Origin of the sequence: Hydrotalea sp. AMD (assembly GCF_004100315.1) — a bacterium.
In the GTDB taxonomy this organism is placed as follows: domain Bacteria; phylum Bacteroidota; class Bacteroidia; order Chitinophagales; family Chitinophagaceae; genus Hydrotalea; species Hydrotalea flava.
In genome coordinates, this window is record NZ_SCKY01000012.1 from 59,451 (window position 1) to 74,354 (window position 14,904).

Annotated in this window: 10 protein-coding genes; 5 read left to right on the forward strand and 5 right to left on the reverse strand. The window is 37.9% G+C overall.

All coding sequences use genetic code 11. The features are described 5' to 3' along the window. The first annotated feature begins 36 nt into the window (after nt 1-36). Nucleotides 37-966, forward strand: a complete 930-nt coding sequence (mdh, locus tag EO766_RS10240; protein WP_074418028.1) for a malate dehydrogenase — start codon at nt 37-39, stop codon at nt 964-966. Between the two features lie 44 nt (nt 967-1,010). Here the strand turns inward: mdh and EO766_RS10245 are convergent, their stop codons facing one another. The 4 genes from EO766_RS10245 to EO766_RS10260 form a co-directional block, all read right to left on the reverse strand. Beyond that, the gene (locus EO766_RS10245; RefSeq protein WP_074420727.1) at nt 1,011-2,021 is read right to left on the reverse strand and encodes a glycosyltransferase family 9 protein; all 1,011 of its coding nucleotides are present in this window, start codon (nt 2,019-2,021) and stop codon (nt 1,011-1,013) included. Nucleotides 2,022-2,130: 109 nt separating this feature from the next. Next, nucleotides 2,131-3,366, reverse strand: coding sequence for an MFS transporter (locus tag EO766_RS10250; protein WP_074418030.1), 1,236 nt, complete (start codon nt 3,364-3,366; stop codon nt 2,131-2,133). A 110-nt stretch (nt 3,367-3,476) separates the two neighbouring features. Beyond that, nucleotides 3,477-4,142 (reverse strand): DedA family protein, encoded by a 666-nt coding sequence (locus tag EO766_RS10255; protein ID WP_074418031.1) that lies wholly within the window; start codon nt 4,140-4,142, stop codon nt 3,477-3,479. Between the two features lie 25 nt (nt 4,143-4,167). Further along, nucleotides 4,168-5,412, reverse strand: coding sequence for a dicarboxylate/amino acid:cation symporter (locus EO766_RS10260; protein WP_074420728.1), 1,245 nt, complete (start codon nt 5,410-5,412; stop codon nt 4,168-4,170). Nucleotides 5,413-5,721: 309 nt separating this feature from the next. Here EO766_RS10260 and EO766_RS10265 point away from each other — a divergent pair, with 309 nt between their 5' ends. The 4 genes from EO766_RS10265 to EO766_RS10280 all read left to right on the forward strand — a co-directional run bounded on the left by EO766_RS10265 (nt 5,722) and on the right by EO766_RS10280 (nt 12,099). Beyond that, nucleotides 5,722-7,203, forward strand: coding sequence for an APC family permease (locus EO766_RS10265; protein WP_287100987.1), 1,482 nt, complete (start codon nt 5,722-5,724; stop codon nt 7,201-7,203). A gap of 227 nt (nt 7,204-7,430) precedes the next feature. Then, complete coding sequence (locus EO766_RS10270; protein ID WP_074418043.1) at nt 7,431-8,153, forward strand: YebC/PmpR family DNA-binding transcriptional regulator; 723 nt, start codon at nt 7,431-7,433, stop codon at nt 8,151-8,153. A gap of 24 nt (nt 8,154-8,177) precedes the next feature. Beyond that, nucleotides 8,178-8,636 carry a thiol-disulfide oxidoreductase DCC family protein gene (locus EO766_RS10275; protein ID WP_228733151.1) on the forward strand — a complete coding sequence of 153 codons (459 nt, stop codon included), beginning with the start codon at nt 8,178-8,180 and terminating at the stop codon, nt 8,634-8,636. Nucleotides 8,637-8,844: 208 nt separating this feature from the next. Then, nucleotides 8,845-12,099 (forward strand): TonB-dependent receptor, encoded by a 3,255-nt coding sequence (locus EO766_RS10280; protein ID WP_074418035.1) that lies wholly within the window; start codon nt 8,845-8,847, stop codon nt 12,097-12,099. A gap of 92 nt (nt 12,100-12,191) precedes the next feature. Here the strand turns inward: EO766_RS10280 and EO766_RS10285 are convergent, their stop codons facing one another. Further along, the gene (locus EO766_RS10285) at nt 12,192-14,579 is read right to left on the reverse strand and encodes an alpha-ketoacid dehydrogenase subunit alpha/beta (RefSeq protein ID WP_074418036.1); all 2,388 of its coding nucleotides are present in this window, start codon (nt 14,577-14,579) and stop codon (nt 12,192-12,194) included. Nucleotides 14,580-14,904 lie beyond the last annotated feature (325 nt).

The window sequence follows — 14,904 nt, forward strand, 5'->3', positions numbered from 1 at the left end:
AAATAAATTTATTCACTAATTATTAAATATGTTTTTATGAAAATTACCGTTGTAGGTGCAGGTGCCGTTGGTGCAACATGTGCCGATAATATTGCCAGAAAAGAACTTTGCCATGAACTGGTTTTATTAGACATTAAGGAAGGCATTGCCGAAGGGAAAGCACAAGACATGATGCAAACTGCAGCTTTACTGGGTTTTGATACCCGCATTAGCGGCAGCACCAATGATTATTCAAAAACTGCCCATTCGGATGTGGTGGTAATTACTTCAGGTTTACCGCGTAAACCCGGTATGACAAGAGAAGAATTGATTGGTGTAAATGCAGGCATTGTAAAAGGTGTTGCAGAAAACATCTTAAAATATTCACCCAATGCAATTTTCATCATCATATCCAACCCAATGGATACCATGACTTATTTAACATTGCAGGCTACCGGATTACCTAAACACCGCGTAATCGGAATGGGCGGCGCATTAGACAGCTCCCGTTTCCGTTATCAGTTAAGCCAGCACTTAGGCTGCAGCCCTGCTGATTTAAATGCAGTGGTAGTGGGCGGACACGGTGATACCACTATGATTCCATTGATTCGTTTAGCAACCTGGAACAGTGTACCTGTTACCAAATTTTTATCTGCCGAACAGCAACAACAAATTATTAATGATACGATGGTGGGCGGTGCTACATTAACCAAATTAATTGGTACATCGGCCTGGTATGCACCCGGCGCTGCCTGTGCAGCTATGGTAGAGAGCATTGTACGCGATGAGAAAAAATTAATTACCAGTTGTGTTTATTTAGATGGCGAATATGGCCAAAAAGATATTTGCATGGGCGTACCCGTAATCATTGGAAAAAATGGCTGGGAAAAAATTCTGGATTTTGAATTAAATGAAGATGAAAAAGCAGCATTTGCAAAAAGTGCCGCCGCTGTTAGAGGCATGAATGATGTGCTGAAAACATTGTAATGATCAATATACCTTCGTAATGAGCCCTGTTTTAATAGCAGGGCTTATTTTTTTGTAACCATTGCCAACGCATCCTTTGCTATTTGATCCACATCCTGCCATTGCATACAATGAAAATGCTTTTTAGGGCAGGTTGTAGTACCGTAATTTGAACAGGGCTGACAAGCTAAATTTGGTACCACATAGTTATGGTACAAATGATGCAATGCTTCATTTACGTAACCGGTTCCGTAATAAGGTTCCACATCTAATGCTGGCGAAGTACCACCCCAAATGGCCAATACTTTTTTTTGAAATGCACAGGCAATATATTGTAAACCGGTATCATGCGAAATCACCAGATTGGAATGGCGAACAATATCGGCAGATTCATGTAAAGAAAATTTTCCACAGGCATTATAAACTTTAATATCATCAACAGTAGCTATGGCCGCACCCATCGTAGCATCTTCTTTTCCCCCTACCAATACAATGGGGTAGTTGATGGCAGCACACAATTCTTGCAGTTTTTCCAAAGGCAACTTCTTGGTAAAATACGATGCTCCAATTACAATGGCAATATAACCGGCACTATGCGATACCGGTAAATCGCCTAGCTTTAGTGTTGCATGCAATGGTATAAAATAATCTAACCCCCTCCCATCATCAGTAACCCCCAAAGGTGCTAAAGCATCTAAACAACGTAGTGATATGTGCCTACCCGGCATTAAGTTAATGTGAAATCGGGTTAGTAAAAATTTTTGTACACTCAGTTTTCGATAAGCCAATACTTTGGTACGCAAAGCCCAACGAATTTTATAAGAACGAAAGTTTTTATGAAAGTCAATTACATAATCAAACTGCTCAGCTTTCAAAGTTTTGGTTAGGGCAGATAAATTGCCATTGTAATAATGAAATTGATCGATGTATGGATTGGCTTCTGTAACCGCTTTAAACTGAAGTTTACTCAAAAAATGAATTTCAACATTGGGTAGTTGTTGCTTCAGACAACGTATAGCCGGCGTGGTTAATACAATATCTCCAATTGAAGAAAAACGAATCACCAACAACTTCATACAAAGTTTTTAGAAATCAATAATGTTACAGGCCACCTATTTTCAATCGCCCATCAGTTGTAACGATGCTGTATTGACGGAAGATATACTTTATCAGGAAATTGCCCGGCTATGGCAATACCTCATCCACTTCTACATAATTCAAATCTTTATGAAAAGTTTCTTCAGTATACCAGGCAGCCAATACAGCAATAAGCATTACAACAATTCCTGTTATCCAGGCACTTTTTAAATAATCGGTATATGATTGTAATCCTGTAAATAGCAAAGAAACTAATACCAATGAACCTCTTACCATATTGGGTACCGTTGTTGCCACTGTTGCACGAATATTGGTACCAAACTGTTCTGCTGCCATGGTTACAAAAATAGCCCAGAAGCCCGTTCCGAAACCTAAAATAGCAGCTACCAAATACAGCATGTTTACCGATTGCCCATGCAGATTAAAAAACCATACAATTGAAATGGCCGTAATACCATAAAAAATAAACACCGCTTTTTTTCTGCTTTGTAATGCCTGGCTTAAAAAGCCTACCAGTACATCTCCAATTGAAATGGCCACATACGCATACATTACTGCTTTCCCCGGATCTACAGTACCCTCAATTTGCATGTGCGCTCCAAACTCTTTTGAAAAGCTAATAAGTATACCAATCACATACCAGGTGGGTAATCCTATTAAAATGGCCTTCATGTATTTTAGAAAATATTTTCGTTTCAAGAACAACATAAAAAAATCGCCCTTGCGTACATTTTTATGTTGCAGTGATTGAAACATACCCGACTCTAAAACACCCACCCGCAATAACAATAATAACAGCCCCAAACCGCCGCCAATAAAATAACAGGTACGCCATTCAAACATTTCTTTAATAAAAAATGCAAATACAGCACCGGTTAAACCAATGCCTGCAACCATTGATGTGCCTAACCCTCTTTTTTCTTTAGGCAATAATTCACTTACTAATGTTATACCTGCTCCCAATTCACCGGCCAAACCAATACCGGAAATAAAGCGCACCAATGCATATTGGTGTACCGTTTGTACAAACCCGTTGGCAATATTTCCAATAGAGTATAATATAATGGAAGCAAATAAAACTTTAAGTCTTCCTTTTTTATCGCCCAAAACACCCCATAATATGCCGCCCAGCAACAGCCCAATCATTTGAATGTTTAAGATAAACAACCCATCGCCTGCAATCTGAGCATCGGTTAAACCCAATGATTTTAAAGAAGGAACACGTATAATGCTGAATAAGAGCAAATCATAAATATCTACAAAATAACCTAATGCGCCTATAATAACGGGTAATGACAGGATGCCATATTGCTTTTGATTCATACCGATTGTTTCAATCTAATTTTTAAAGGCATGAATATAAATAAAATGGAGAAAGGTTGATGCAAAACGAATAAAAGAAGCTGTAAAAACATCCTGAACAGCAGTTTTAGCTATTGCTTTCTTCGTTTACCCAAAAACAATTTAATTAATACTGGTGCAGTGGTTACCAAAACAATAGCCAGCACAATAATTTCTAAATGCTTTTTAATATCAAACTGATAGTTTACAATAAAAAACCTGTCTAAATAATGTCCACCTGCTACCATTGCAATTACCCAGGCTACGCATCCTACAATATTAAAGAAGGTAAATTTTTTATGCTCCATGGCCACAATGCCCGCTACAATAGGTGCAAATGTTCTTACAATTGGAATAAATCGGGCAAATATAATGGCACCGCCGCCATGCTTTTCATAAAAATCGTGTGCCTGTTGTAAATAATGTTGTTTAAAAATAAAATTATCTTTCCAATGATACATGGCCGGCCCTACTTTTCTACCAAACCAATAACCAGCCGCATTGCCCAAAATGCCTGCCAGCGAAATCAATACAATCAACAAAACCAAATTAATAAAGCTGCTATTCGATTGGATAAAAGATGCCATTAGCATATTACTGTAAATACCTGCAACAAATAATAAACTATCGCCTGGTAAAAAAAATCCGACAAATAATCCGGTTTCAGCAAATACAATAAACAGCAGCACCCAAAGACCGCCATGCTCAATATAAAACTGTGGTTGTAATAACTGATGCCATTCAAAAGATAACAACATACTATTTAATTAAAATGAATGTATTTTAAGCTGTATTTTCCAATTCCATTGCCCCCTCCCATTTGCTTACCACTGAAGTAGCCAAAGCATTTCCCAACACATTGGTAGCCGTTCTAAACATATCACAGAAATGATCGATTGGCAATATTAAAGCAATCCCCTCAGGTGGAATGTTAAACATTGCACAAGTTGCCGTAACCACTACCAAAGAAGCACGAGGCACACCGGCAATACCTTTACTGGTTAACATTAAAACAATTAACATGGTGAGCTGGGTGCCAATATCTAAATGAATACCATAGGCCTGTGCAATGGCTAAACTGGCAAAAGTCATGTACATCATACTTCCGTCTAAATTGAAGGAATAGCCCAGGGGCAGAATAAATGCAACAATTTTATTGTTACAACCAAAGCGTTCGAGTTCCTCTGTTAATTTGGGAAAAACTGCCTCGCTGCTGGTGGTACTAAAAGCAATAATGAGTGGTTGAACAATTCTGCGTACCAAAGCAGGCAATCGGTTTTTTAAAATCATAGCCCCTACTATTAATAACAATGCCCACAACAAAAAAATACCCAACATAAAATACAAGAGATACAAACTGTAAAACCTAAACACTTCTAACCCATTGGTGGCAATAACCGCGGCAATAGCACCAAATACACCCAATGGTGCAAATCCCATTATATAACCTACCATTTTTAAAATTACCTGCGCTACCGCATCCAATACTTTAATAATAATTTTTCCGGTATTACCCAAAGCAGCAGTTGCTATACCAAAGAAAATAGAAAAAATTACAATTTGTAAAATTTCATTGGTAGCCATGGCCTCAATAATACTTTTGGGGAAAACATGGCTCACAAAAGTATCTAAAGAAAAAGACTGTGTTTTACCCAATAAATCTTTGGCACCGCCGGTATCAGCTGCCGTTAAATGTATACCGGTACCGGGTTTAAAAATATTAACCAGTAAAAGCCCCAATAATAAACTGGTAAAAGATGCTGAGATAAACCAAAGCAATGCTTTACCGCCCACCCTTCCAACCGTTTTTAAATCACCCAATTTGGCAATACCCACTACAAGTGTACTGAATACAAGCGGGGCAATAATCATTTGCACCAATCGCAGAAATATGGTGGTTAATAAATTGGCTTTTGGCGCAAAAGCAGCAATAAAGGTTGGGGATGAATTTTCATGCACCAGATAACCAACGCCAATACCCAGTAACATCGCTATTAAAATATAGAGGGTTAATCTGTTTTTCTTCATATGGTGTTTCTGTTTAAGCAGCGCATGCAGCCAGAATACTGCACTATTTTATTAAATATAATTGCAGGCTTTTCAAAACCGGTTATACAAAGCGGCAATATAGGTATAAACCACGTATAATGAATACTCCTTACAGATTGTTTTGCAAAAGAAACACTTGTATTTCAGAACAGTATTTGCTTTCAATTTTTTATGCACCTGTTTCAAAAAATCAATTATTCCGCGCTGTTTCATAAAGTTTTACCTGCTGTAATGAATTAAATTCCTATTTTTCCAATTCGAAAATTGTAAAACCTAATCAACTGTACCATGAGTTTATTTAGAAAAAAATCAATTGAGGGCATTATGACGCAGGCTTCCGATAGTGAATCGGGTTTAAAAAGAACCCTGGGAGCCGGAAACCTGATAGCCTTAGGTATTGGTGCCATTATTGGCGCAGGATTGTTTGTAAGAACTGCGGCTGCAGCTGCCGAAGCCGCAGGCCCGGGCGTTACTTTATCATTTGTTGTAGCTGCTGTTGGCTGTGCTTTTGCCGGCTTATGTTATGCTGAATTTGCTTCTATGATACCCATTGCGGGTAGTGCTTATGCCTACTCTTATCTTACAATGGGTGAATTAATTGCCTGGATTATTGGTTGGGCACTTATTATGGAATATGCACTGGGTGCTGCTACCGTTTCTATTGCCTGGAGCGAATACCTGAATAATTTGCTGGGAGGGCAAATCCCATATGAATGGTGCCACTCGCCCTTCGAAACTTCTATGAACGGTGTTCGGGGCATCATCAATTTGCCGGCTTTAGTGATATTGCTTGCATTGACCTTATTATTAATTCGTGGTATGCAGGAATCTGCAACCGTTAATATGATTATTGTATTTATAAAAGTTGCCATTGTAATTGCCTTTATTGCCATTGGCTGGCATTTTATTAAGCCCGAAAATCATACCCCTTACCTGATACCCGCCGATGCACCCGGCCATGGTGGTTATTTTAAACATGGATGGGGTGGCGTTTTAGGTGGTGCTGCCATTGTGTTTTTTGCCTTCATTGGCTTTGATGCAGTAAGCACGGCTGCACAGGAAGCTAAAAACCCGAAAAGAGATATGCCGATTGGTATATTAGGATCGCTGGTGGTTTGTACCATTCTCTATATTTTATTTGGTCATGTGCTAACCGGTGTGGCCAATTGGAGTGAATTTGCAAAAGCCGGAAAAGAAGCTTCCGTTGCCTATGCCATTCAACATTATATGACAGGCTATAGCTGGCTGGCTACTGCAGTAACGGTAGCAATTTTAGCCGGTTTCTCTTCTGTTATTCTCGTGATGTTAATGGGGCAAAGCCGTATTTTTTATACCATGAGTAACGACGGATTAATCCCAAAAGCATTTGGCGATTTACATCCCCAATACAAAACCCCGTATAAAGCCAACTGGATATTATTTATTTTTGTTGGTCTTTTTGCTGCATTTGTTCCGGGTAGTGTAGCCGGCGATTTAACTTCATTTGGTACCTTATTTGCCTTTTTATTGGTAAGCCTGGGGGTTTGGATTTTACGCATCAAATCGCCACAAATTCATCGTCCTTTCAAAACGCCATTGGTGCCATTGGTGCCTATTTTGGGATTCGTTATTTGTTTGGGGATGATAGTAGCTTTAGATCCCGAAACCTTAAAAGTTGCGTTTGCCTGGATGGCACTGGGTATTATTGTATACTTTGCTTATAGCCGCAAACACAGCAAACTCAATACACCAGGAGATATTTTACCCAAAGCAACCGATTTTGAAAAATAGTAAAGACCTTATACCATTCAACCCCGATTCGTCGGGGTTTTTTGTTGTACCACCGTTTACTGCTAAATTTGCCAACAATTTTTTTGTAGCCGGCTGTTGTACGCATGGCATCGCCTGTTGTGTCACTCACTTCAACGTTCCTGCAAAAAGGAGCTTTGTTACGTTCAATGAACAACCTGCCATACTATAAACAAGCCTTCAATTACTTATTATTTATAAATATTATTATGGGAAGGATTTTTGAAGTAAGGAAAGCCACCATGTTTGCCCGTTGGGACAGAATGGCCAAACAATTTACCCGCATTGGAAAAGAAATTGTAATTGCCGTAAAAGCCGGCGGGCCCGATCCTGCTACCAATCCGGCTTTGCGCCGCTGCATGCAAAACGCCAAAAGTGTTAACATGCCAAAAGACCGGGTGGAAGCAGCCATTAAACGCGCCATGGGCAAAGAGGCCACCAATTACGATGAAATTTTATACGAAGGTTATGGCCCGCACGGTGTAGCCTTATTGGTTGAAACGGCTACCGATAATCATGTGCGTACCGTTGCCAATGTTAAAAGCCATTTTAACAAAGGTGGCGGAACATTAGGTAACAGTGGCAGTGTAAGCTTTCAGTTTAAGAAAATGGGGGTATTCAAATTAAAACCCGAAAATTTGGATATTGAATCATTAGAATTAGAACTAATTGATTTTGGTTTAGAAGAAATGGGAGAAAGCACCGATGAAGAAGGCAATAATATTATTGTATTGCGATGCGCTTTTGTTGATTTTGGTAAATTACAAAAAGCATTAGAAGACAAAGGCATTACACCCATCAGCGCTGAATTAGAATGGATTCCTACTACTACAATTCCGGTAAATGATACCCAGGCCGAAGAAGTAAGTAAACTCATTGAACGATTAGAGCAGGATGAAGATGTAACAAAAGTGTTTCACAATATGGGGTAAAAGCTAAAAAGTAAAAAAGCAGGAATGACACAACGTATCCCTGCTTTTTTTGTTAATAGTGATAACATGCAAAATCATCACAACTTATTAAAACCTATCATTTTTTTTGATGGTGTTTGTAATTTATGCAGCCATTCAGTATTGTTTGTACTGCGCAATGATTCAAAACAACAATTTCAATTTGCCTCTTTACAAAGTAATTTCGGGAAAAATATTTTATTAAAATACAACTTACCCTTAGAACATTTCGGCAGTTTTATTCTTTTACAAAACAACAAAATATACACCCAATCAACCGCCGCATTAAAAGTTGCCACTGAGTTAAAATTTCCAATGAACTTGTTGGCAATTGGATGGATAATTCCCAAATTCATCAGAGATAAGGTTTACAACTATATTGCAGCAAACCGTTACCGTTGGTTTGGGAAAAAAAATATCTGCTTCATACCCGATGAAAAATGGAGAAATCGATTTATTGAGTAGCGGCATTAGTCTACTAATACAACATAGTTAAACATAAAATTTTATCAATATTTCTTTTATGCATCAACAATAATAATATTTTCCACACCCAATGCACATAATTATTGCAAAAACAAGATTATTGAAATAGGCAGTAAAGTTTAGTTAAAATTAATTAACAAAATGGTAATTTTAACTTTACATTATTTTATTCAATAAACCTTGCAAAATGATTAAAAAACAATTGTTGAAACCATTGCTGTTGTTAGCACTGTCTATTTTAAGTGCTATTACACTCACAGCACAGATTACCACGGCAATACTCAGTGGTACGGTAAAAGATGAAAAGGGTAAACCACTATCGGGTGCAGTTGTAACCATTGCTTATCCTGATGCGGGAATTAATAAAACAATTATTACAAAATCAGATGGAAGTTTTGAAGTACCCAATCTCAGGGTTGGCGGACCGTATAATGTAACAGCAAGCTATACAGGCTATACTGCCAAAACAGAAAGCAATATTTTTCTTGACCTGGGTCAGAATACAAGTGTTGCAGTACAACTAAGTACCAACATTAATCAATTGAATGATGTGGTAGTTTCTTCAGCAAGTTCAAAAATATTTAATGAAAACAGAACCGGTGCAGCAACAAATATTAACTCCAGACAATTAAGACAGCTTCCTACAATATCAAGATCGGCAGATGATTTTACCAGATTAACTCCATCTGCTTCACAAGGCTATAACGGCACTTCATTTGCTGGAAGAAACGGACAATACAACAATTATTCATTAGATGGTGCGGTTTTTAATAATCCGTTTGGATTAGATGCACCCACTCCGGGTGGACAAACCGGTGCCCAACCTATATCATTAGATGCAATTGATCAAATACAAGTAAATATTGCCCCTTATGATGTTACACAAGCCGGCTTTACCGGGGCCGGTGTTAATACTGTTACAAAAAGTGGAACCAATAAATTTGGCGGTACAGTATATGGATTTTACAGAAACCAAACATTAACCGGCCATAAAGTAGAAGGCACAAAATTCAATATTCCTTCCTTAACCGATTTTCAGGGAGGTGCTTCATTAGGTGGAGCCATTAAAAAAAATAAATTATTCTACTTTGTTAATTTTGAAACTCAACAAAGAGAAGATCAGGCCAGCGCCTATGTAGCACAAAATGCTTCTAATGCCGGCGGATTAACAACATCAAGGGTATTACAGTCTGATTTAGATACCGTAAGCAAAATTTTATTCAATCGCTTTGGTTATGTTACAGGCCCTTATCAGGGTTTTAATTTAAAGCAAATTAATTACAAATGGCTGGCTAAAATTGACTGGGTAATTAATGACCAGCATTCATTATCGTTTACATACAATGGCTTAGATGCTACACAGGAAAAACCTGCACATCCCAATGCCATCAACCGAAGAGGTCCTGATGCCATTACGCTGCAATTCCGAAATTCAGGGTATCAAATGGTTAATAAATTACATTCTTTTGGATTAGAATTAAAATCAAATTTCAATAGCACTTTTGCCAATAAATTCAGGGCAGTTTATACTTTATTCAGAGATCACCGTAATGCATTTTCAACTCCCTTTCCTGTTTTAAATATTACAAAATATGGCGTTCCATATATAGTGGCGGGATATGAACCGTTTTCAATTCACAATGTATTAAATCAGGATGCATTACAATTAACGGATAATTTCAATGTAATTCTTGCAAAACATACATTAACATTTGGTGCTTCATACGAACAATTTAAGTTTGGTAATTCATTTAATTTGTTAGGTTTTGGACCATCGTTGTTTAGCCCAATAGATATCAACACTTTCAAAACACAGGTTCCAATTGGTGGCAATGTAATTTTTGGAGCCTACCCACTTGATGTAGATGTAACTTATGCAAAAAACAGAGCTGCAGCAGATAAATGGGTATGGTATTATTTAACAGTAGGTCAGCTATCTGCTTATGCACAAGATGAATGGAAAGTAGCAAAAAACTTTAAATTAACTTATGGTTTAAGGATTGATAAGCCTATTTACTATCCATCAAAAGCAAGTTATACAAGCCCCAATATGAATAGTAATGGCACTTTTGCCGGAAGCTATACCAGTGGTTCGCCAACTGTTGCCAATACAGATAATTTAAAATTATATAATCCCGAAGGTGTACCAGTAAAAAACGGGCCGGGACAAACCATTGATAATACACGTATGCCTAACGGTACTGCATTGCTGTCGCCAAGAATTGGTTTTAATTGGGATATAAATGGTGATAAAATTGTTCAACTACGCGGTGGTACAGGTTTCTTTACAGGAAGATTTCCATTTGTATGGCTCGGTAATGCCATTGGCAATCCCTTTTCAGGATACTATAATGTAACTGCCAATAATTTCAAATGGCCGCAAATTTGGAGATCAAGCTTAGGTGTTGATTATAAAGCAGCCCCAAGCACTATTCTCACAATAGATGTGGCATACACAAAAGATGTAAATGCAATGATGGTTAGAGATTATGGATTAGGTACTCCTACCGGCCATTTAAATTCTGGAACAGGTGATAATAGAAGCATCTATAATCCATCAGATAAAGGAAGCACAGGCACCTATGTTTTTACCAATACAAAAGTAGGCAATTCATTTAATGCAACTTTCCAGATGCAACATACATTTAAAAAAGGTTTATTTCTCACTGGTTCATATAATTATTTGGCAGCAAATGATGCAAGCTCCATTTCAGCTGAAATTTCAGGGGATGCATTTGATAGGAACCCCATTATAGGGAATGCTAATATTGCAGTAAGTTCACCATCATTATATGGTAATACACACCGTTTTGTATTAGCAGGGATTAAAAAAATTGAATATGGAAAAGAAAAACAGCATGCAACAACCATATCATTTTTTGCCAACTGGTCAAGCGGTAATCGTTTTTCTTATGTATATGGTGGAGATGTAAATCAGGATGGTTCAAGTTTCAATGACTTAATGTATATTCCTACAAAAGCTGAAATCAATAACATGAATTTTGCACCCTTAACTGATGCTTTTGGTAATATTCAAAATGCTGCTCAACAAGGTGCCGCACTCGAAGCTTTTATAGAACAGGATAAATATTTAAGTAAACATCGTGGACAATACACAGGCAAATATGCCGGCGTTACACCTTGGTTTAGCGAAGTTGATATGCGTATTTTACAAGACTTTATTATAAAAGATGGTAATAAAAAAAGAACCATACAATTAAGTTGGGACATTATAAATCTTGGCAATTTAATTAGTAGTAATTGGGGTTTGAGAAAATATGCCAGCGCTACCGGTTATTATCAACCTATTACTTATTTAGGAACCGATAATACCGGTAAATCTATATATCAGTTCGATCCCTCTCAAAAAAGTACATTTACAACCAGTCCTGATTTACCATCCAGATGGCAAATGCAATTTGGAATCAGATACATTTTCTAATTGATTCTCTATAATAACCATAAAGAGAGGCTACCCCTAAAGTATAGCCTCTCTTTTTATTTCAATTATACATTCATTAATTAAAAACTACATTACTCCCGCATCATTGCCAATACAATATCCACCACATCTTCGGTATTGGGCTTGCTGAAATAATCACCATCACTGCCATAGGCCGGGCGGTGTGCTTTTGCAGTAAGTGTTCTGGGGGCAACATCTACCCAACGGTATCCACCCTGTTCTTCCATTACGTGATTGTACATATATGCTGCAGCACCTCCGGGTACATCCTCATCTACAAATAGGATACGATTGGTTTTTTTAAGAGATGCTACAATGGAATGATGAATATCAAATGGTAATAAGGTCTGTACATCTATTACTTCACAACTAATCTCTAATTTAGCCAAACGTTCTGCTGCCTCTTCTACAATTCGTAAGGTAGAACCATAAGAAACAATGGTAACATCATCTCCATGCCGTATCACATCGGGTATACCCAATGGAATAGTAAAATCTAATAAATTAGCCGGTAGTTTTTCTTTTAAACGATATCCGTTTAAACATTCAATCACAATACCGGGATCGTTACCACGCAACAGTGTATTGTACATACCTGCTGCATGTACCATGTTTCTGGGTACACATACATAAAATCCGCGCAGTGCATGAATAATCATTCCCATAGGACTGCCACTGTGCCAAATACCTTCTAATCGATGGCCCCGGGTACGTACTATAACGGGGCAGCTTTGACGTCCGAATGTGCGGTAATGGGTTGTTGCTGCATCATCACTTAAAGTTTGTAAACCATACAGTAAATAATCAATGTATTGAATTTCTGCAATAGGCCTTAAACCACGTAATGCCAAACCAATGGCCTGTCCCATAATGGTTAATTCACGAATACCAGTGTCAAAAATCCGGCTACTGCCATGTTTGGCCTGCAAACCGGCAAAGCCCTGATTCACATCGCCTATATTTCCTACATCTTCCCCAAATGCAACGACCAAAGGTTGATGTGTAAACAATGCATCAAAATATTTATTTAAAATTTCATAACCGTTAATAAGGGGTGCATCAAAAGGAATTAAAGGTTTTACAGCTTCTACCTTTAAAGCACTGGCCGGGCCTTCATTGTATAAATGGGTATTGTATAATTGTTTTGCCTCTTGCAGCAGTGAATGGTGGTATTGCTGAATCATTTCAATTGACGGCGATGCCGGAGCTAACTCCATTGCGGTATGCAGTGTATGCAAAACATCTCTTCGTAGCGGTTCTACATTGGTTTGTAGTTCTTTTACTTTCTCTTGTATGGTGCGGTACACATCCATATCATTCACAACTATAGTAGTCAACAATTCGGCAGTTTGTTGCACCTGCTGTTTAATGGGTTGCATCAATTTTTCCCAGGCCTTTGCTTTGGCTTCCTTCACGAACAATTTGGCTTCCTGCGTAATTTTATTGAGTTCATCTTCGGTGGCTAACTCACTCAGCACAATCCATTCTTTGAATTTTTTAATACAATCCCATTCTCTTTCCCAAACCAATCGTTCAGGGCTTTTATATCGTTCGTGGCTGCCGCTGGTAGAGTGTCCCTGAGGCTGTGTTACTTCTTCTACATGAAATAAGGCAGGGGTATGCGTTTCACGAACTTTTTGTAATGCTGCTTCAAACACTTCGCACATACCTGCATAATCCCATGCTTTTACTTTGTAAATATGAATACCATTGGTATGCTCATCTTTTTGCAAACCCTGCAACGCTGTTGAAATGGAACCTTTGGTAGTTTGATAATCACGTGGAACGGAAATGCCATAACCGTCATCCCAAACAAAAATAGCTAAAGGCACTTGAAGCACCCCGGCAGCATTAATGGTTTCCCAAAAAGACCCCTCAGAGGTAGCAGCATCACCAATAGTACAAAAACAAATTTCGTTACCATGTTTGCTTAAATGTTTGTAGGATTGTAAAACTGGAATTTCTCGAAAACATTTGGAAGCAAATGCCAAACCTAAAGAACGGGGCATTTGGCCTGCAGTGGGTGCTATATCAGATGAAACATTTTTTCGATTGGCTAAATCTAACCAGTTACCTGCCTCATCCACATTGGGTGTAGCAAAATGCGAAACCATTTGCCTGCCTGCACTAAAGGGGTCGTGTTCAATATTGGGATCTGCATACAACTGTGAAAAAAATTCTTCTAAAGTTGCCAGTCCTGCTGCAAACATGAAAGTCTGGTCGCGGTAGTAACCACTTCTAAAATCACCTTCTTTAAAGTAACGCGCCATAGCTACCTGTGCCAGTTCTTTTCCATCTCCAAAAATGCCAAACTTAGCCTTACCGGTTAGTACTTCTCTGCGGCCCAACAAACTGGCTTCTCTACTAATCACAGTTAATTTAAAATCATTCAGTACCTGTTGTCTGAATCCCTCAAAAGAAAGTACATTGGCATCAATTGCAGTAATTGTTTGTTCCATAAAGCAAAAATAAATTAATAAACTATCAACCGTAAGTTTTTGTTATCCCATCAACTGTCAATTATTCAGAAATTTTACACAATACTGAGTCTAGTAAATGGAATGTATTCACCTGTAACCCACTTATTTCGCAGTAATCAAAGTAAAATGGGGTTAAGATAATCAAAATTGGGGAAACAATTGGCATACATGCCAAATTGACAAAATACCTTTTTTTTATTTTTTAAATATTAAGGTGTATGCCCAGTATAGAAAGATTTGAATGTATATTTTGCTGTATTGGGCAGGTTAACAATAAATTTTAATACATCATTTCATGGTTTCT